The organism is Campylobacter sp. IFREMER_LSEM_CL908, from assembly GCF_025771545.1.
Lineage (GTDB): Bacteria > Campylobacterota > Campylobacteria > Campylobacterales > Campylobacteraceae > Campylobacter_D > Campylobacter_D lari_D.
This window is the reverse complement of sequence record NZ_JAKMQK010000002.1, coordinates 1-21,149: the sequence shown is the minus strand read 5'-3', so window position 1 is coordinate 21,149 and position 21,149 is coordinate 1. Positions and strand designations below refer to the sequence as shown.

Annotated in this window: 17 protein-coding genes; 2 read left to right on the top strand and 15 right to left on the bottom strand. The window is 30.8% G+C overall.

Annotated elements, in window-relative coordinates; translation table 11 throughout:
* Position 1: 1 nt before the first annotated feature.
* The 15 genes from L8U04_RS00880 to L8U04_RS00810 all read right to left on the bottom strand — a co-directional run bounded on the left by L8U04_RS00880 (position 2) and on the right by L8U04_RS00810 (position 19,149).
* Positions 2-793, bottom strand: coding sequence for an NADH-quinone oxidoreductase subunit C (locus L8U04_RS00880; RefSeq protein ID WP_263672685.1), 792 nt, complete (start codon positions 791-793; stop codon positions 2-4).
* Complete coding sequence (locus tag L8U04_RS00875) at positions 793-1,290, bottom strand: NuoB/complex I 20 kDa subunit family protein (RefSeq protein WP_039619352.1); 498 nt, start codon at positions 1,288-1,290, stop codon at positions 793-795. Before L8U04_RS00875 ends, L8U04_RS00880 begins: the two co-directional genes overlap by 1 nt.
* Positions 1,269-1,688: an NAD(P)H-quinone oxidoreductase subunit 3 gene (locus tag L8U04_RS00870; protein ID WP_220566531.1), complete on the bottom strand. Its 420-nt coding sequence runs from the start codon at positions 1,686-1,688 to the stop codon at positions 1,269-1,271. The genes L8U04_RS00875 and L8U04_RS00870 overlap by 22 nt, the downstream gene beginning before the upstream one ends.
* A 118-nt stretch (positions 1,689-1,806) precedes the next feature.
* Positions 1,807-2,475 (bottom strand): ATP-binding cassette domain-containing protein, encoded by a 669-nt coding sequence (locus L8U04_RS00865; RefSeq protein WP_263665518.1) that lies wholly within the window; start codon positions 2,473-2,475, stop codon positions 1,807-1,809.
* Positions 2,459-3,232: an ATP-binding cassette domain-containing protein gene (locus L8U04_RS00860; protein WP_133319468.1), complete on the bottom strand. Its 774-nt coding sequence runs from the start codon at positions 3,230-3,232 to the stop codon at positions 2,459-2,461. The genes L8U04_RS00865 and L8U04_RS00860 overlap by 17 nt, the downstream gene beginning before the upstream one ends.
* Positions 3,229-4,005: an ABC transporter permease gene (locus L8U04_RS00855; protein WP_263709206.1), complete on the bottom strand. Its 777-nt coding sequence runs from the start codon at positions 4,003-4,005 to the stop codon at positions 3,229-3,231. The genes L8U04_RS00860 and L8U04_RS00855 overlap by 4 nt, the downstream gene beginning before the upstream one ends.
* Positions 3,998-4,936, bottom strand: a complete 939-nt coding sequence (locus tag L8U04_RS00850; RefSeq protein ID WP_318529403.1) for an ABC transporter permease — start codon at positions 4,934-4,936, stop codon at positions 3,998-4,000. Before L8U04_RS00850 ends, L8U04_RS00855 begins: the two co-directional genes overlap by 8 nt.
* 11 nt (positions 4,937-4,947) lie before the next feature.
* Positions 4,948-6,483 carry an ABC transporter substrate-binding protein gene (locus L8U04_RS00845; RefSeq protein WP_263709205.1) on the bottom strand — a complete coding sequence of 512 codons (1,536 nt, stop codon included), beginning with the start codon at positions 6,481-6,483 and terminating at the stop codon, positions 4,948-4,950.
* Positions 6,484-6,526: 43 nt separating this feature from the next.
* Positions 6,527-8,470 carry a BCCT family transporter gene (locus L8U04_RS00840; RefSeq protein WP_263671198.1) on the bottom strand — a complete coding sequence of 648 codons (1,944 nt, stop codon included), beginning with the start codon at positions 8,468-8,470 and terminating at the stop codon, positions 6,527-6,529.
* A gap of 198 nt (positions 8,471-8,668) precedes the next feature.
* A complete protein-coding gene (locus tag L8U04_RS00835) occupies positions 8,669-9,319 on the bottom strand; it encodes a LutC/YkgG family protein (protein ID WP_263661522.1) in 651 nt (216 codons plus the stop codon).
* Positions 9,312-10,727, bottom strand: coding sequence for a LutB/LldF family L-lactate oxidation iron-sulfur protein (locus tag L8U04_RS00830; protein WP_263669176.1), 1,416 nt, complete (start codon positions 10,725-10,727; stop codon positions 9,312-9,314). The genes L8U04_RS00835 and L8U04_RS00830 overlap by 8 nt, the downstream gene beginning before the upstream one ends.
* On the bottom strand, positions 10,724-11,464 hold the full coding sequence (locus L8U04_RS00825; RefSeq protein WP_115614003.1) for a (Fe-S)-binding protein: 741 nt from the start codon (positions 11,462-11,464) through the stop codon (positions 10,724-10,726). Before L8U04_RS00825 ends, L8U04_RS00830 begins: the two co-directional genes overlap by 4 nt.
* Positions 11,465-11,470: 6 nt before the next feature.
* Positions 11,471-13,126 (bottom strand): L-lactate permease, encoded by a 1,656-nt coding sequence (locus L8U04_RS00820; protein ID WP_412175286.1) that lies wholly within the window; start codon positions 13,124-13,126, stop codon positions 11,471-11,473.
* 276 nt (positions 13,127-13,402) lie between these two features.
* On the bottom strand, positions 13,403-15,397 hold the full coding sequence (locus L8U04_RS00815) for a pentapeptide repeat-containing protein (RefSeq protein ID WP_263709203.1): 1,995 nt from the start codon (positions 15,395-15,397) through the stop codon (positions 13,403-13,405).
* On the bottom strand, positions 15,394-19,149 hold the full coding sequence (locus L8U04_RS00810; protein WP_263709202.1) for an Eco57I restriction-modification methylase domain-containing protein: 3,756 nt from the start codon (positions 19,147-19,149) through the stop codon (positions 15,394-15,396). Before L8U04_RS00810 ends, L8U04_RS00815 begins: the two co-directional genes overlap by 4 nt.
* A 212-nt stretch (positions 19,150-19,361) precedes the next feature.
* Here L8U04_RS00810 and L8U04_RS00805 point away from each other — a divergent pair, with 212 nt between their 5' ends.
* Positions 19,362-19,940 carry a cytochrome C gene (locus L8U04_RS00805; RefSeq protein WP_263681110.1) on the top strand — a complete coding sequence of 193 codons (579 nt, stop codon included), beginning with the start codon at positions 19,362-19,364 and terminating at the stop codon, positions 19,938-19,940.
* Between the two features lies 1 nt (position 19,941).
* The coding region (locus L8U04_RS00800; protein ID WP_263709201.1) for a molybdopterin-dependent oxidoreductase at positions 19,942-21,149 on the top strand (1,208 nt) is incomplete at its 3' end.

Sequence of the window (21,149 nt, the reverse complement as noted above, 5' to 3'; positions counted from 1 at the left end):
TTTATCTTCTCTTATCTAAAATTTTTACTTGCGTTCTTTTGGCTTTTTTCACAAAAGGCACGCCACCTTCTTCTTGATATTCTTGTAGGTATTTATCCTCTCTTGGAGCTTCGCCTTTACCAACCTCATGATAAATTCTACTAAAGTTTAGCGTGTCTTTTTCATCTACAAAACCTGGATCTCTATTTTCTTCACCTACAACCTCGCGGTATTCTTTTCCAAAAATTTTATCTATCTCATACCACTTAGCAAATTCATCACCATGCAAAGGATAGCTTTTTAAAAAAGGATGTCCATACCAATCATCAGGCATTAAAAGTCTTTTTAAATTTGGATGATTGATGATGAAAATTCCAAACATATCATATATTTCTCTCTCACACCAATTAGCACCTTTAAAAACCCTTATAACACTTTGAAGCCTTTCTTTTAAACCAACGAAAGTTTTTATTCTCACTCTTAAATTTTTCTCCATATTTAAAAGCTGATAATATACTTCAAAACCCTGTTTTTGAGCGACAAAATCAATCGCACTTGCGTCAGTAAAACAGCTATAACCTAAATTCTTAAGCTTATCAAGAATAGCAACATTATCATCTTTGTTTATCTCAATCACCCAAAAATCAAGCTCTATAAAAGAATTTTTTAACTCAAATTCTTGGCTTAAAATTTGATGATCACTCTCAAAAACACTACCCTCTGTGCTTAGTTTTTTAGTTGCAGGTGCATGGTAAAATCTATCCTCATAATAATTTTTTAACTGAGCATTTTTCTTATCGCTATATTTTCTCATCATATAAGCCTTTTTGGAGCTATTTTTCTGCTTGCTTTTTCTTTACGAATTCTTTTTTGCAAAATCATCAAAGCAAATTGAAAAGTTTCAGGACGCGGGGCACAGCCTGGCACATAAATATCAACAGGAATAATCCTATCCACTCCTTGGACAGTAGAATAGGTATTAAACATACCGCCAGTATTTGCACAAGAACCCATAGAAATAACCCATTTAGGATCAGGCATTTGATCATAAAGTCTTCTTGTAAATTCAGCATGTTTTTTACTTAAAGTACCCGCTATAATCATTACTTCAGATTGTCTTGGACTTGCTCTAAAAATTGTTCCAAATCTATCAAAATCATATCTTGCACCACCTGCTGCCATCATTTCAATAGCACAACAGGCAAGTCCATAAGATAGTGCCCATAAAGAATTACTTCTACCCCATTGCACTAACTTATCAACCGTAGTTAAAACAACTGGCGCATTACTCATTTTTTGATACTCTGCCATGCAAATGCTCCTTTTTTATAAGCATATAAAAAGCCTACTGCAAGTAATAAAATAAAAACAAACACTTCCACTAAGGCGAATAAAGATAAGCCATATTTTGAAAGTTCTGCGGTTAAATCTTTAAAAATCACCGCCCAAGGAAATAAAAACACCACTTCAATATCAAGCAAAATAAAAATCAATGCAAAAACAAAAAATTGAGAATTGATTTTATTTGCTTGTTTAGAAGCCATAGGCCCACACTCATAAATTCCTAGTCCAAGTTTTTTTCTATTATGAGAAGCTAGCTTAGAACCTATTTTAGAAGAAATATACACCAAAGTAAAAAATATAACACTTGCAATAACAAGCATTGCAAAGATGCCAAAGTATTGATGCTCTATAGTTGCGTGCGTCATAATAAACCTTTTATTTAAGCATAATTAAATTTATTTTACTTCAATTTAGCTATATAAAAACTTATTATCAAAAAAATAAATTTTTATGTATTTCAAAATGAAACAGTTTTTATCTTTATTATAAATACATTTTTTTATGGCAAATATCTTGTAAGATTTTTTCCTGATGAGAAATAAAAATATAAGTAATATCGTATTTTTTTTGAAAAGCATATAAATAATTTAGAATTTTACAAGCAGTTGGTATATCAAGTGCTGCTGTGATTTCATCTAAAATAAGCAATTTTGGTTTTAAAAGCAAAGCTCTAATCAAACCTAATCTTTGGCTTTGACCGCCACTTAATTTAGAAGGTTTTAAATTTAAAATATCTTTTTCAAGCTCAAAAGCATCAAAAAGTTTAAAAAGCTCTCCAAAATCGGGCTTAAGTTTAAAATTTTCATACACATCAATCAAAAGTCTTTTGGCGCTTTTGTAAGGATTTAAAGCTAACTTTTGATCTTGGAAAATATATTGAATTTTTTGGCGTAATTTTCTTTGAGCGTTAAAATCTAAATTTAATATATTTTCATTTTCAAACAAAACTTCTCCAGTATTTGCGCGTTCAAGCATACAAAGAATTTTAGCTAAAGTGCTTTTACCACTACCACTTTCCCCACAAAGCAATAAATTTTCATTTTGATTTAAAGAAAAACTCACATCTTTAAAAACAAAAATTTCCTCTTCCTTTAAATACCAATGTTTTTTAAATTTATAAGATTTGCTTAAATTTTTAACTTCTAAAAACATTCTCATTCTCAAAATAATTTAACAATTCTTTAGCAAAAACACCTTTTGGATTGCTTAAAAACTCTTTCACGGGCATTTGATAAATCAAAGTTTTATCTTCTATGATAGCCACCTCATCACAAAGCTCTTTAGCTAAATTTATATCATGAGTAATGAAAATGAGATTTTTAAATTGTGTTTTTAACTCTTTTAAAATAGCGATGATTTTTTCTTCATTAGCTCTATCAAGTGAGCTTGTAATCTCATCACACAATAAATACTTAGCCTCGCTTAGTAAAGCTAGAGCTATTTGAATGCGTCTTGCCATACCACCACTTAGCTGATATATAAAAGAATGCCATAAAAGATCATGATTTTTAAGCCCTAAACACTCAAAATAATAAAAGGCCTTCTCTTTAATCTCTTTTGTGCTTAAATTAGTATGAGTTTTTAAAACTATATTAAAATAACTCCCTATATCAACAAGAGGATAAAAACTCCCATAAACATCTTGAAAAAGTAAATTTACCTTAGTTCTTAAAATATTTAGCTCTTTTTCTTTTAAAATTAAAATATCTTTTTGATCTATCCTAAATTTTTGTGCATTAAGCTTATAGTGTTTATCAAAGAGCTTAATCATGCTTTTTAAAAGCAAGCTTTTTCCCGCTCCACTTTTACCCATGATAGCCAAAGCTTTACCATCTTCTAAATTAAGATTTATATCTTTTAATAAGATCTTATCTTTAAAGCTAAGATTTAAATTTGCAATTTCTATCATGCTTTAATCTCTTCTTGTAAGTCATTACCCAAAGCAAGCAAAGGTAGGATAAGCATAAGTATAAAGGCTACTGGAAAAACTATCATCCACCAAAATCCTAAAAACACAGCCTTACTTGCTTCATTTAACATATTTCCTAAACTTGGAGTCCAAAGCTCTACACCCAAGCCAAAAAAGCTTAAAGTAGCTTCACTTGTAATAGCATGAGCAATATTTAAAACAAAAAGCACAAAAAGCAAATTCCAACAAGCAGGTAAAAGCTCGCTAAATAAAGCTTTCATCTTACTAGAGCCTAGAATGATAGCATTTTGATAAAACTCAAGTTTTTGAAATTTATTAAGCTGAGTATCAAGTACTTTTGCCACAAAAGCAAAATGCCCCAAAGCGATGATAAAAATCATACTCCACAAAGATCCCGCCAAAAAACTTTGAAAAAACATAATCACAAGTAAAGAAGGTAAAGCCAAAAGCATATCAAGCACTCTAGCAAAAAAGGCATAAGCAAAAAATCTTGTTAAAAACACATAAACACAAGCAAAAAGCACGCTAAAAAATGCCGCCATTACCCCTACAAATAAAGAAATACGCAAGGCATATAAAATACGCGTAAAAATATCTCTACCAAGTAAATCTGTGCCAAAAATATGACTTAAATTTGGGGCTATTTTAGCCTTGCTTAAATCCACTAAATTAGGATCATAAGAACTTATTAAAGGTACAAAAAGTGCTAAAACAAAACTTAGTAAAATCATCATCACATAAAACTTACGCATTAGCAAACCTTGGATTAATCATCTTGCAAATTATATCTACGATAAAATTTACAAGCACTACCACTAAAATGCTAAAAATTACCACAGCTAGCACCACAGGATAGTCTTTAAACAATATACTTTTAATCACTAAATTTCCAACACCCTCATAAGAAAACACACTTTCTACTATATAAGTTCCCATTAAAAAACTCACAAAGGAAGCACCAAAATACGCGAGTATAGAAGCAAAAGCATCTTTTAATACAAAATGCAAATAAATTCTTTTTTTACTAAGCCCTCTTGCAAAAGCACTTTCTATAAAGCCCTGATTTAAACTATCAATCAAACTTGTCCTTATAAAACGCACAAAAACAGCTAAATGTGAAAGCACTAAAGCACATACTGGTAAAAACAAATGCCACAAACGATTAAATACATCATCTTCAAAGCCAATATCAGCAATAGCCGAACTTGGAAAAAGCTTAAAAAATACAGCAAAAACTAAAATAAGCATTAGCGATAAAGAAAAAGTAGGCAATGCAAAAAAACTCATCGTTGAAAAGGTAATAATTTTATCCAAAAAACTATCTTTATAAAGAACGCAAAAAAGTGCCAAAACCAAAGACAACACAAAAAGTATAAAAAAAGCCAAACTTCCTAGTATGATGGTATAGGGAAGTTTTTCTTTTAAAATTTCACTAACCTTTTCTCCGCTGATTAAAGAGTAGGAAAAGTCGCCTTTCATGGCATTAAAAAGCCAATTTTCATACTGCTCTAATAAAGGCTTGTCTAAATTTAAATTATGCTCAATTTCTTCTTTTATTTTAAGGCTAGTTCCTTGAGGCACACTAGCAAAAACCACACTTCCTTTAGCATGATAAATCATCACAAAACATAAAAAACTTGCAAAAATCATCAAAAAAAACGCCCATAAAAGGCGTTTAAAAATGAGTTTTAGCACTAATTTTTGCTCCACTCATAAGCATTCCAAGTAAAACCTACCCCATGATGACCTAAAATATGAGGTTTTATACCTTGGATATTTTTAGCAAAAACTAAAGGATAATCGATATAAGCTATAAATAAAAATGCGGGATCTTTATATAAAGCGTCAATAAATTCTTTATAGTATTTTTTTCTTTCATTTACATCAAGTGAATTTCTAGCTTTTATCAAAGCTTCATCAACTTTAGTATTTTGATAATGACCAAAATTCCATCCACTAGAGTTTAAAGCACTATCTTGAGAGCTTTCAAAAACTCTAAAAGTATGAAAATCAGGATCATAAGGACTACCCCAACCTACCAAAAAGCTGTCAATCTTAGTATAGTCAAAACTTCCACTCGGCTTAGCAACTGCCTTTGCCTTAATACCAAGCTTTAAAAACTCACTTTGTAAGATATTTACCAAAGCTATTCTTAGTGGATCTTCACTCATAGCATACATTTCAAAGCTAAATTCTTTGCCATTTTTTTCTAAAATTCCATTTTTGTTTTTCACAAAGCCTGCTTTTGCTAAAAGCTCATTTGCTTTTTTTACATCATAAGTATAAGTTGCAAATTCTTTAGGATTTGCCCATGATTTTTCCAAAGGATGATTTGCTACTTTTCCAAAAGAATGCAAAAGAGAATCCACAATAGCTTTTTTATCGATAGCGTAATTTAGTGCTAAACGCACATTTTGATCTTTTAAAAACTCATGATTAAAATTAAACATCAAAGCACGATAATCAGCCGAAGGCTCTATAAGCATTTTAAAGTTTTTATCATTTGCAAAATTTGAAGCTAGAGCAAAATCGACTAAAGCTACATCAATAGAACCATTTTTAAGCTCAATAGCGCTAATACTTGGATCTTTAATATGTTTTAGTATGAGTTTTGGTGTTTTTACCTTAGCTAAATGATAATTTTCATTTGCTTCTAAGATCATGTATTGACCTTTTTTCCATTGTTTTAGCTTATATGGTCCTGTTCCTATAGGCATTTGATTAAATTTAGTAGTATTTAAATTTTCTTTTTCAAGTAAATGTTTTGGTAAAATTCCCACACTCAAAGCATCTAAAAATGCAGGAAAAGGCTTTGAAAGTGTGATGGACAAACGATAATCATCGATGATTTTTACTTCTTTAACTGCGTCAAAATTTACCTTTGAGGGTGAATTTAACTTCTCATCTTTTAAAGCATTTATACTAAATTCCACATCTTTGGCACTAAATTTAGCCCCATCATGCCACAATATATCATCTCTTAAAGTAAATTCATAAACAAGCCCATCTTTACTAACTTTCCAAGATCTAGCAAGATCAGGCGCTAAGCTCATATTTTCATCAAAGCGTGTAAGTCCTGAAAACACAAGAGCAATTGCCACATCATGATCTTCACTAAAAAGCGGATTTATACGCTCTGGCTCATTTTCCACTGCTATAACGATCGTATCTTTTGGCGTAATAGCAAAAAGATTTAAAGCACAAAAAAACATTAAAAAAAATCTCAACATAAAAGGCCTTTCTTATAAGAATAAAGTGTAATTATAACGCTTTTTAATCATAAGCTTTGGTAAAAATTTCATTTTTATCATCAAATAAAAGTTGCAAATACCTCTCATATTGCTTTAGTATATCTACGATGATTTCTTGCTCGTTTAAATACTCTATATTATAACCATTACGCGAATCAGCAAAGAAAGTTTGTGGCTCAAAGATAAATTCTTTAGAATAAGTTGGCATAAATTTATCATCGATTATGCTTTGGCTTGCTTGTTTTTTTACTACTTGCACTCCATAGATAAAATCTTTTGCAAATTCTTTTTTTATAATCAAACTTATACTTGATTTTTCTTGAACGATCTGTGTTTTCAAGCCGTAGTTTTTTAGACTTTGGCTGAGTGATTCCATAGCATTTTTAACTTTGGTATTTAAGAAATTTTGTATGTCTTGTTCTTTGCTTTGTTTTAAAATTCTAGCAAGTCTTTCTTGCCAAAATTCTCCTGTAAAATACACACTACTTTGACTAAGCTTAGTTAAAGAGTAATTCACATCTACAATTAAGCCTTTAAGCAATGAAAAACACATCAAACAAAGCAAAAATGCAAAAGGTAAAGCCACTATCATAGTGATGCTTAAAATCGCCCCTAAGCCACCTGAATACAGCAAAGAAGTAGCTAAAAGCGCAAGCACAAAACCCCAAAGGATATTTTGCCATTTGTATGGCTCATGAGCACCACCACTACTTAAAGAATTTAACACAAATATCCCACTATCTGCTGAAGTGATGAAAAACAAAGCTAAAACCAAAAGCGCAAGCAAAGAACTAAAATAAGAAAAAGAAAAATTTTGTAAAAAATAAAAAAGCAAACTTTCAGGTGCTGAAGTAAAAGGACTTAAAATATCATTGAAATTTAAAGCACTATTGCCAAAAATGCTAAACCAAAGTATATTAAAACTAGTAGGCACTACAAGCACGCCAAAAATAAATTCCCTTATCGTTCTACCACGAGAAATCTTAGCAATGAAAAAGCCCACAAAAGGTGCCCAACTAAGCCACCAAGCCCAATAATAAATAGTCCAATTATTAAACCATTCTATATGTTCTTTTTCATAATAATAAGTTTTAAAGCTCAAAGAAATTAAATTTTGCAAATAATTTCCAATATTAGAGCTAAATTGTGAAAGAATTTGGATGGTATTTGTTGAAAAAAGCACAAAAAGCATTAAACACACTGCAAAAACTAAATTTGCTTCACTTAAAATTTTTAAACCCTTTGTTAGGCCACTAATCGATGAGAGCGTGGCCAAAGAAATAATGATGATTATAATCACGCTTTGTTCTAAAAAGCTTTGTCCGTTTAAAATACCCAAATTTGAAAAGCCCGCATTTAGTTGAGATGCACTATAACCAAGTGTGGTACTAATGCCAAAAACCGTGACAATTAAAGCAAGCATATCAACCAAATTTCCCCAAAAACCATAAATTTTATCTTTAAGTAAAGGGTAAAAAGCACTACGCAAACTAAGAGGCATTTTATATCTAAAACCAAAATACGCCATAGCCAAAGCACACACCCCATAAATAGCCCATGGGTGAATTCCCCAGTGAAAGATAGTATGTAGCATAGCTTCTTCATCGCTTGTTTGCAAGGCTTTTTTATGTATGAGAGGTTCAGCCACACCAAAATACATAAGCCCCACGCCCATACCCGTAGCAAAAAGCATAGCAAGCCAAGAAGTAAATTTAAAATGAGGTTTTTCATCATCATCGCCGAGTTTAATATCGCCAAATTTTGAAAGTGCAAGCACGAGCATAAAACACACAAAAAAACTCACGCTTAATATATAAAACCATGAAAAATTTGCAAAAATTCCACTTTTTATATGATTGATAAAATCATTTGTAAGTTTAGGCAAGAAAATACAACTAAGGCTTAAAACAACTATAATACTAATACTTGGTAAAAATACTGCCTTTTTAAAACTTGTTTTTAACATGATTTTCCTTTTTATAGTTTTAAAATTTAAGTTAATACCTTTTTTACTATGTCAAAAAATATCTTAAATATAACTAAAATCAATAAAATAACGAAGGTTGATAAAAATATAATTTAATTAATGTTTTAAAAACCAAGAAGTTAATTTTTGATTTGAAGGTGATTTTAGAATTTACACTAAGTGCAAATTCTAAATAAATCAATAAAGTATAATATGAACCTTTTGAGATCCATGAACTCCAAAAACAGTGATAAGTTCAATATCTGCAGTTCTTGATGGCCCTGCTATAAACAAAATATTGCTAGGTAAAATTTCATTTTCTTCTTTTACTAAATTCAATGCTTGGCTAATGCTTTTTACAATATTTTCTTTTTTTAATAAAACAATACAAAGCATAGGAGCCAAAGAAAGCATTCTTGGTTGAGTTTTATCAGACAAAACTAAAGCAACTCCATGTGAACTTACTCCAACTCTTGCTTGGATGATAGAAAAATCACTATGAAAAACTTCTTTTCGTATTTTTTCAATCTCTTGATTAAAACAAGTCTTTTTTTCGGCTTCAATTTTATTTATATCTAAATTTAAATTATCAGGATAAATAAGACTTTTATAGCCATAACTTTTAACAATTTGATTGACTTTTTCTTCTAATTTTTCTAACGAGCTTTCTTCTACTATGTATTTATTTGCACTCATTTTTTCTTTTAACTCACTATACATATCATCACTTGTTTTGATATGCTCTATAGGATCCATAGTCGGAATTTTTTCAAAAGATAAATGTGTATTTTTAATCTTATCCAAAATAGCTTTTTTGCTTTGTGAAGAAATTTCATTTATTCTACTCACACTTTACTCCTTGCATATTTTCAAGTTCTTTATAAAGATCAAGTTTTATTTGTGGAAATTCCTTATAAGCACTCCATTTTTTAACTACTGGTAAAGAATTTTTTCCTTTTTGCAAAAGCCAATTAAAATTATGTAAATTTGCTAAAGTATTTTTCCAAATAATAGGAGTTGTAGCTACTTTTTCAAAAATCTTAAATGCCATAGCTTCAGCAGTATTTGGAGCGATATTATCAAAACTTCCTTGACCTACTTTTGCTGCTCTTAATTTGCGTATTAAATCCGCAAGAGGAATTCTTACCGGACAAACTTCAGAACATCTTCCACAAAGCGAGCAAAAAGTAAGAATATCACCATTTTCTTGCATACCAAAAAGATTAGGACTTATAACTTCTCCAATCGGCCCTGGATATACACTTTGATAAGTATGGCCGCCTATTTTATCATACACAGGACAAAAATTCATACAAGCCCCACATCTTATACAACGCAAAGCTTCATAATAATCTTCATCATTTAGCATTTTGCTTCTATTATGATCAAAAAGAATAATATGCACTTCTTTTGGGCCATCTAAATCTCCATTTTTTCTAGGTCCTGTAATGATATTGTTATAAGTTGGTATAAATTGACCCGTAGCTGATGGAGTAAGTAAAGACACCATAGTGGCAGCATCTTCAAAGCTTTCCATAACTTTTTCTATACCACAAAGTGCTACATGTATATCACTTGCTGTGGTGCACATCCTACCATTTCCCTCATTTTCTATAAGCCAAAAAGCGCCTTCTTTAGACATAGCAAAATTTACTCCGCTAAGCCCCATTTTAAGTCCTTCAAATTCATCTCTTAAATGCTTTCTTGCAATAGAATTTAGCTTTTCTGGCTCACTTTCTAAATTAGAGCCTAATTTTTCTTGAAAAATTTTACCAATTTCATAGCGGTTCTTATGTACCGCTGGAACTACAATATGCACGGGAGTTTCATCATTTAACTGCAATATAAGTTCGCCTAAATCTGTTTCTATGGCTTTTAAGCCTTTGGATTCTAGGTAGTGGTTTAAACCTATTTCCTCACTAGCCATAGATTTACCTTTTAGAATTTTACCGATGTTTTTTTCTACCATTAATTCATATATAATCTCACAGGCATCCTCATCAGAACTCGCCCAATGGACATTTATGCCATTTTTAGTGGCATTTTGTTCAAATTCTAAAAGCCTATCGTGTAAAGTTGATAAAGCATTGTTTTTAGCTTGCTTAGCTTTAGATCTTAGTCCTTGCCAATCATTAAATTTCTCATCTATAACTTTTAAACGATTTTTTTGCAAAGTATGCATAGCAGATCTTAAATTCTCTCGCATTTGCTTATCATGAATTTTCACATCCACAATTTGTTCATGTGTCATTTTCATATCGCAACTCCTTCAAGACGCTTGTTTAAAAAATCATACAAATGAATTCCTTTTATATCAAGCCCCATTTTACTCATCGTGCCTGCAATATTCATCAAACACCCACCATCAGAACTTAATACATATTTTACGCCTGTATTTTGGATATCTTTGATTTTTTCTTGTGCCATAGAATTTGAAATTTGAGGCTCTTTCACAGAAAAAGTTCCTCCAAAACCACAGCATTCTTCTTCAAATTCTAGAGGAATTAATTCCACATTTTTGAGTTTTTTTAGCAGATTTTTGCTCGCTTGTATGCTTTTTTGAATTCTTAATGCATGGCAATTAGAGTGCCAAGTCACTTTTATAGGTTCGCCTTTGTCTTCATAATCAACCTTTAAAACCTCATCTAAATACTGACTAAGATCAATCACTCTAGAGCTAAATTCCTTTACCAAGTTAAAATGCTCATCATCTTTGAAAAGCTCTAAATAATCATGACTCATCATCCCCGCACAAGAACCGCTTGGCACTACTATAGGATAATCTTGAGTAAAAAGTTTTATATTATGCAAAGCTATATTTTTACTTTCTTTAAAATACCCTGAATTAAATGAGGGTTGAGAGCAGCAAGTTTGCTGCTTTTTAAATATAACCTCAACTCCCTCTCTTCTTAAAAGTCTAACCGCGTTTAAAACACTTTCTTGCATTATCGCACTACCCAAACAAGTAGCAAATAAATACACTTTTTTCATCATCAATCCTTATTTTAAAAGCACTGCTTCAGGGATGATCCCGTGGAAGAAAAATGCTATAACAAAAGTCCAAATTCCTATTAGAATTATAAAACCTATTGAGTATTTTAAAGTAAATCTAAACAATTCAGATTCTTTTCCTACAAGTCCAACTGCTGCGCAAGCTACCGCTATACTTTGAGGAGATATCATTTTACCCACAACTCCACCAACAGAATTTGCTGCTAAAAATAAAGTTTCTGAAATTCCTAACTTTTGAGCACTAACTTGCTGTAATGTCCCAAAAAGCAAATTTGAACTAGTATCAGAACCTGTTAAAAACACACCTATCCATCCTATGATAGGAGAAAAAAATGCATAAGCATCGCCTGTATTTGAAAAAGCAAGTCCTAAAGTAGTGCTCATACCGCTATTTTTAGCTATAAAGGCAAAAGCAACTACTAAGCCTATAGTTAAGCATGGAGTGGCCATTTCTTTTAAAGTTTCCCAAAAACACTCGGTAGCTTCGTTGATTTTTATTTTCAACACAACAATGCTCATTAAAGCAGCCACTAAAATAGCAGTTCCTGCTTGTGCTACTAAATCTATAGTATGTGATGGAATCATTGTTTTTGTGATTTGTGGATTAACTATATCAGGACTTATGATAGCTCCTAAGGCTTCATTAAATTTCAAAGTAAATTGCATAAAATTTAATATTCCATCTTTAGCAAATAAAGCCTTAAACCAAGGTTGAGTCCATATAATAATACAAATAATCAAAAGTATAAAAGGAATCCAAGCTAAAAATACTTTTTTAAATTCTAGCTTTTGTGAGTTTTCAAAGTCTTTTACATCATCTAATCTAAAAATATTTTTTGGCTTCCAAAATTTTAAAAATATCGTAGTAACAGACAAAGAAACAACCGCTGAAATAATATCTGGAAGTTCTGCGCCTAAATGATTTGAACTCCAAAATTGTGTAGCAGTAAAAGAAACGGCTGCGACAAAAATAGCAGGAAAGGTTTCTTTAACCCCTTTTAAACCATCCATTAAAAATACTATAAAAAATGGTATAGTCAAGCTAAGAGGCACAAGCATTCTACCCACCATAGCTGAAACACTGTGCTGTTCTATACCTGCTAGATTACTCATCGCTATGATAGGAATTCCAACTGCTCCAAAAGCTACCGGAGCGGTATTGGCTATAAGGCAAAGTCCTGCAGCGTATAATGGTCTAAGCCCAAGTCCTACAAGTAATGCAGCGGTGATAGCCACTGGCCCTCCAAAACCTATAGCACCTTCTAAAAAAGAACCAAAACAAAATCCAATCAAAATCACTTGAATTCTATGATCTGGAGTGATACTCATAACACTTTGTTTTATCACTTCAAACGAGCCTGATTTGATAGAAAGTTTATATAAAAATATGGCCGCGATGATGATCCAAGCTATAGGCCAAATACCATTTGCAAAACCTTGTATAAAGCTAGCACCTAATAAAGAAAACGGCATATCATAAGCAAACAATGCCACAACACTTGATAAAATAAGAGTTAAAAAGCCTGCTTGATAGCCTTTGAGTTTGAAAACTACAAGAGAAAGCAAAAAGCACAAAATAGGCAAAAAAGCCACCAAAGCACTTAAAAGTATGTTGTCAAATGGATTATATATTTGTTGCCACATATTTTTCCTTTTGATAAAAATTTCCAATATCTAGCTTAACAAATATTTTTATTTTTGTGTATTTTTGTTAGAAAAAATTAACTATATGGGTATAAGAGTAACATTTCGTATAAAAATTCTCTTTTAATAAAAACAAAAATTTACACTTTACAAATAAAATATAAAGTATTGTTTATATTTGAAACAAAATATAAATATAATAAAAATATTTATATCAAAAGTATTTTTAAATCAAATTTTTCATCACACTTTAAAGCTAAAAGCATGATTTTGCTTTTAGCTTGGCACTATGGAGTTTTTGCGTGCAGTTTTTTGGAGTGAGAATATCACTAAAGCTACAAGTATAAAATACACCACCGATAAACTAAGCAGTAAAGGATAAGTAGTGTTAGTGTCTTTTTCTAAAAAGCTTCCAAACACAGGAAGCATTAAACTAGGTTTTGCAAGTAGCGTAAAAATACAAACTATATAAGAAATACCTACAAAAAGAAATCTTTTAGGCTTGCTATCAAAAACCATTATAAGTATAAAAGTACATGCAAATAGCATTATAATCATAAAATGAGTAATAATCGACTTAGGAAATCCTATGCAATAAACCACTCCTACAAACAAAGGCAAAAGTAAGAACCATAAGTATTGTTTAATCAACAAAGCAACTAAAATCACTAACAACGCAAAAAACAAAAATAAACCAAATTTTTCTATAAAAGTTAGTTGATTTCTGAGTGGATTTTCATATATAAACGATTTAACCGTGAAAAGAATTTTATCCATAGGTATAAATTGACTCAAGTTTTTAAATTCTTGCTCTATATTCAAGGATAAAAAATTATAAGTCGTTTTATTGTGTTCTTTAAAGATATAACTTTCATTAGTATCTACTTGAACGATGTGATATTTTGCATTATTTTCTATGCTGGGTTGTTTAAATTTATCAAGCACAAAAGAAAAAATGCTAAAAAGCATGATGATGATAAGTAGATTATGAAACACCTTTAGCAAGTCTGTATGATGATCACAAAGCTTGCGATAAAAGAAAAGCTGATATTTATCCACCACATCTTTAAAGGTTTTGCCTTTTTTATTTTTTAGTTCTATCTCTTTACAATAAAGCTCGTATTTATGAAAGTTTGAAGCTTCCAAAAGATTGTTATCTTTTATCAATGCATTTTTAAAAACTCTAAAAGAATCTCTAAAATCATTTGCAAATTTATCTAAAGATTTTTGATATTGTTCATTTTTATCTTTATTAAAATTTTCTTCTTCTTTTTTTATTTGTATCTTTAAACCATTAAATGTAAAGTTTAAATTTGCATTTACGGCATTTAAATTTTCTTTGAAAATCACTTGAGAAAAATTCGGGCCTTTATCAAAAGTTACTCCATAAAAACAAGTCGTTTTTTCAAATCTACATTCATGAAAGTCGACATAATCTTTAAAATGGGAATTATTGAAATAAATACTGTTAAAAAAATTAGAATTATGAAAAACAACTCTTTTTTTAAAAATACAATTTTTAAATAAAGTATCCTGTTCATTGTTATAATATTTATTTTCAGGCAAAGATGTTCCAGATATAAAGCGTTTAAAATTTATTTCATCTTCAAAAATACAATTAGAAAAATCCATGCCATTAAGAAAACAAACCGTATTGTCATTATTAATTATATGTAAAGAAACTTTAGATTTAAACTCACAATTAGAAAAATACACTCTCTCATAGCAACTAAAATTTATATAAACTTCTTTTTTAAAAATACTTTTATAATCTTTTCCCTCATAGCCGTAATCATTTTCTAAATCTTCAAGTTCGTTTTTAGGGATTGATTTAACATCTCCTACCATTCCATAGGAAAAAAAACAAGGAGCTATAAAAGCTTTGATTTCATTCAGATCTTTCAAGTTATCTGATGTATTTTGCTCCATCTGTCTTGTAATTTTTGATTTTTCTATAAAAGTATTTAATATTAATCCAAAATTAAAATGATAGATAATATTATTTTCATCTTCTATTTTTTCTATAATTTTTACACCATTAAAATTGTTTTTATTATTTTCTTCTAAAATATTATAAATAATATATGGATTTAATGGTTTAGCCAATTTTCCAACATCTAGTTTATTGCCTGAAGATACTATTTGCCTCTTATTGATTTGCATAAATCTAACTAAATCTAGAGAAATAGTTAATTTCTCATTATCCAAACCTTTTATAAAGATACCACTATTTGGTATTTCTAAATCAATATTATATATATCCCTTATCATCGTTTTCCTTCAATGATTTTTATTTCTTCTTCGGTTAGGTTGTAAAGTTTGTAAACGATAGAGTTTATTTTATCTTCTTGGGTTTTGGTGTTTGCGTTTTTGTCTTGTTCTTTTAAAACTAAAATCTCATCGACTAAGCTTATAAGCTCGTTTGCTAGTTTTTCATTTTTAGAATTTATTTTTGGTATAGGAAGTTTTTCTATTTTATCTTTAGCTCCATAAGCATAAGAACCCGTTTGTATTAAATTTGTTTTTAAGGTAATTAGCCATTTATAACAATTAGAATTCATAAAAGCTAATATATATTTTAAACTTACTTCATCTGAAGTCATCATAAATAAAGAATTATTAAAAAACATAGGATCGCTAATATATGAAAACAAATATTCTCCACTCACTGGGTTCCAAACTATTTTTTCTTTTTCAAATTCTTGATAATAAGCTATACTATCTTGGGTCTCAAACCATTTGTTACTTGTTTTCTTACGACAGCCTTTTTCTCCACTTTGTTTTATGCGTGGTAAAAATTTAGATAGATAAGATTTTAATGATGGGTATTGTTCTATATCGATGTTTAAACTTGGAAAAGTTCCTATCACCCAAAGCCCTGCCCACTCATAACTATATCTTTTTATATCTCTACCGCGTAGCATTTTGCGTATGAGTTTAGTGGTGCGTTCTTTTTCGGCTTCATCTTTGCATTTAGCTAAAATTTCATCTCTTTTTTCAGTAGTGATGATAAAGGCTTCATTATAGCCCGTTTTTATGCCATAGTTTATATTAAGCCCATGCCAGTCTTTAAGTGGAGTGCCGTGCTTTTCTATCTTTGCTTTTAGTGCGTTTGTGCCCTCATCGTTAAAAGTAAAGCTTTCTTTGCTTAAAGAATTTTGTGCGATTTTGTTAAAATTTAAAATGCTTTCTATGTTAAAGTCGTTTTCTTTTAAAAGCTCGGTGTTTGGGGCTAGGTATTTGAAGCTACTATCTTTAGCTTTTGCTTTTTCAAAGCTTAGTATGGAAGTATCTACCGTAGCACTTTCAAAGACTTTTATACCATTTAGATCGATGTATTCTAAAAGTGTGGTATTTTTGAGTAAAAACTCTCTTAAAGCTTCTCCATAACCTGCTCTTGTGTATTTGTTTGAAGTGATGAAAGACAAAACACCATTTTGCTTTAGCACATTAAACCCAAGCTCATAAAAGTAAGTATAAATGTCGCTAGTGCCTTTATAGACTTTATAGTTTTTGGCTAAATTTGGCTTTAACTCTTTGATGTCTTCTTGTCTGATGTAAGGTGGATTACCGATGATGAGATCAAACCCTTGAAAATTCCCACCCTCATCAAGTACTTCGCTAAATTCAAAACGCCATTCAAAAGGATTTGCACTTTCTAAGTCAAATATACTCTCATAAAGCTTTTTAAGCTTTTTAAATTCTTTCTTAGCAGCACTTTCATCAAAGTCAAATTCAAACATATTTTTAGAGAAAAATGCTCTAAAATTTTCATCTTTTTCATCTTGTGCTAAAAAATCGCCGTATTTTTTAGAGTATTCATTAGCACCGTTGGTAAGTTGCTTGATCTCTTTGGCAAATTTGTCTTTTAAGCAGAAATTTTTAAAAGACTCTTTGAGGTTTTTGATCTCTTTTGCGATGAGAGTTTTATCAGTGTAAAAGCCTTCTTTGTAGTCTTTGACTATGCGTTTGTATTTATCCATGCGTTCTTTGATGTTTGGGTAGTGAGAAAGGCTTTTGTGAATTTCAAAATAACTTATAAGCGAATTCCCGCATTTTATGTTGATGTCGATGTTTGGTAGGGTTTTAAGATCATGATAGTTTGTATCATCAAAGCTTTCATAAAAGCTGTGTTTTAAAAGCTCTATCCAAAGCCTTAGTTTAGTGATCTCGCATGAGTTTGGGTTGATATCTACTCCAAAAAGGTTGTTTTCTATGATGTCTTTTTTACGCTCGAAAAGTTCTTTTTGGCAAAGGTGGGTTTTGTCTTTGTCAAAATCAGGGCGTTTATACTCTAAAAACTGGCCTTTGTGATTTTGCACTAAAATTTCATCATTTTGCACGCTTAGGTAAAAGTCCTCTTCAAACAAACCAAGCTCATAATGCACCATAAGCATGGCATTTAAAGCTGAAACTAAAAAATGCCCACTTCCCACTGCAGGATCGCAAATGCGTATGGAATTTAGCAAGGCTAGTTTTTGCTCTTGAGAAATTTTTTCTTGGCGTAGCTGGGTTCTCAGCTCGCTTAGCTTGGTGGCATTTAGCTTAAAAGTATGGTTAAACTTATCTAGCACGACTTTTTCTATGCTTGCTTTACACATATATGAAGTGATAAAGCTTGGGGTATAAAAACTACCTTCTTTGTAGCCATTTAGCTTTTCAAAGACATTTCCCAAAACGCTTGAGTTGATGAGTTCTTTTTGTTTGATGAGTTCTTCGCTTTGCTCATCTGCTCCAAAGTCAAAGCTGTCTAAAAACTCAAACAAATACTCAAGCAAACCTACTTTGCCTTTTTTGCTTTTACCTTTGTCATCTTTTAACTGCGTGTGTGGGTGATACTCTAGCAAAGCATCATTTTCCAAAGTAGCGATTTCTAGCGTGGTTTTTTCGATGGCTTGTTTTTCAAAAAGTGATGAATTTAAATAAGGCAAATAGCTAAATTTACTCTGCGTCCTTGTGTGCTTTTCTTTAGCTAAGATATCAAAGAAAAGGTGTGAAAGGGTAGTAAAATTTGGAATTTTTTCATAGTTTAGAAATTTAAGGGTTTTATCATCGTTAAATCTAACTAAATTAGACTCAATAAGTTTTAAAAATAAAATGCGGTTTAGCCAAAGTATGATGAATTTTAACACCTCTTCAAAGTCATGCTTTGGAAGCTTGCTCGCTATGAGATGATAAAGTGTGCCTTGGGCTTGTTTGCTTTGCTCACTTTGTGTGATGATGAATTTAGAAAGCTGTTTGCTCTCGCTTAAACCTAGGATGTATAAAAGCTCTTTATAGAATGCGTTGTTTAGTGAGTTTGCGTCATTTGGGCTAAATTCATTTAGCAAAAAGTCTCTATGAAAGGTTTTAAAAATGCTTGCTAGATTTTTGAAATTTGACTTTTGCTTGTCTTTTAAAAAGGCTAAATCGATGAAAAAGCCTTTTAAGCTTTCTTTGGAATTTTCTATAAGTTTGCTTGCTTCTTTGTAAAATTCATCAGTGTTGCCTTTAAAAAGTGAATTTGGGCTTTGAAATTCTTCAAAAAGCTTTTTAAAGCTTGTGTTTTTATAAAAAAGCTCTTCAAATTCACTAGCTTTGAAAATGTAGAATTTATAAAAGTCTGTGATGATGATAAATTTCAAACTAAAGCTATGCTCTCTGTTTCTAAAATAATACAAAATGGCTTCATGCAAGGCTTTGGAATTTGGCTTTGCGTGGGTGATGAATTCTTTTGAGTTGGGCTTTTTAGCTTCGATGAGAACTTCTAAGTCTTTGCTAAGCTCATCTTTAGCAATGGCTAAATCAATCTCGCTTTTGCCTTTTTGCTTGGTTTTGATGTGGGTTTTGAAATTTAGAGTGGTTAAAAATGGACTAAGTGTGTTAGCTACAAGATAATCTTCATTTTCACTTTGTGAGCTTTCAAGCCTTTCTAAATACTGTATTAAAGCCTTGCTAAAAGTGTCAAATTCATTTTGTGTAATTTGCTTTTTGCGGTAGTAGGGGTTGAAAAAATCTTTTTCATTTAGCAAAGTAAAGTGCATTTTTAACCTTTATAAAGAATATTTTATATTTTACTAAAATTTACTTTAAAGGATTGAAAAGACTTTATGAAAACATAAAAACAAATAAATTAAAAATTAATAAAAAATTATTAGATAATATTTATTATTGCATTTTTTATATTTTTATACTAAGAAAATTTTAATACTAAAGTTATACAATAAGTTTATATTAAAAATATCAAGGAGGCAAAATGGGAAAAATTTTAGTTTTCTGTTTAGCGCTTGTTTCTTTTGTTTGCGCTAAAAATGAATTTTTTACAAGTGAAGTAAGCTCACTTTACTTAAGCAAAAATGACACAAAAGCTGTTGGTAGATTGCTACCCACAAATCCTTTTGAAGTATTAAAAGCTGATGGAAATAAAGTTTTAGTCAAGATCACAGGCTATGTTAATCCTGCTTCGCCTTCTGTGCTTTATTACAACAATAGTCAAAGAATTATAGTTGCTGCATTTTCTAAAAATACAAAACTTGATTTTAAAACTTATACTAAAAGCAAAAATGGAAAATGGGATAAAGCTACCATAGAAGTTTGGACTGACAAGAAAGATTTTGCAAAAAGCAACAAAGAAATGTTTATAAAAGCTAAAGAACTTTATATGAATAATTGCGGAATTTGTCATAGCGTTCATAAAGAAAGTGAATTTAGTGCTAATGGCTGGCCTGCTACTTTTAGATCAATGGTAAATAGAACAGGAATTGATAAAAAAGATCATTGGCTAGTGATACAGTATTTGCAAAAAAATGCAAAAGATTTTAAGGAGGTAAAATAAAATGGGACTTGATAGAAGAAAATTTTTAAAAATCGGAGCAGGGTTAAGCGTGTTGCCTTTAGCTCCTAGTTTAGCCATGAGTAAAAATATAGAAGTTTCTCAAATAAATTCTGGTTTAGTAAAAAATGGAAGTGTGATAACAGCAGCACATTGGGGAATTTTAAAACTTACCATTAAAGATGGTGTGGTAATTAAAAGTGAGCCATGGGAAAAAGTAACACAAATTGACAATCCTTTACAACACTATACAGCAGATATGATCTACAAATCGCGCGTGAAATATCCTTATGTTAGAAAAAGCTATCTTGAAAATCCCGACAGTCCAAAACCTGAACTTAGAGGAAAAGATGAATTTGTGCGTGTAAGTTATGATGAGGCTATAAAACTTATAGCAAAAGAACTTAAAAAAACAAGAGAGCAAAAAGGAACTCAAGCTATATTTGGTGGAAGCTACGGATGGAAATCTAGTGGAAATATGCAAAATTGTAGAATATTGCTCCATAGATTTTTAAATGTCACAGGTGGTTTTGTAGGGACTACCGGAGATTACTCAACCGGAGCTTCTCAAATAATAATGCCTTATGTTGTAGGCTCTATTGAAGTATATGAACAGCAAACTTCATGGGAAAACATTTTAGAACATTCTAAAATAGTAGTTATTTGGGGTGCTAATCCTATCGCTACTTTAAGAATAGCTTGGACTTCAAACGATCAAAGAGGTCTTGCTTACTTTGAAAAATTAAAAAATAGTAAAATCAAGGTTATTTGCATAGATCCTATAAAAACCGAAACTGCTAAATTTTTAAATGCACAATGGATCTCTCCAAAACCAAATACAGATGTTGCTATGATGATAGGCATGGCTAGTCATTTGATCGAAAAAAATAAAGTCAATTATGAATTTTTAGAAAATTATACAAGTGGATTTGATAAGTTCAAAGCTTATTTAGATGGCAAGAATGATGGCATTAAAAAAGATACAAAATGGGCAAGTAAAATTTGTGGAATTGATGAAAAAATCATCAAAACACTAGCTGAAAGTTTTTATGATAACCCTACTATGATCATGAGTGGTTGGGGCATGCAAAGAGCTCATCATGGCGAGCAACCTCATTGGATGTTAATAACCCTAGCTTCAATGCTTGGTCAAATTGGCACTAAAGGTGGTGGATTTGGCTTAAGTTATCACTATAGTAATGGCGGTGTTCC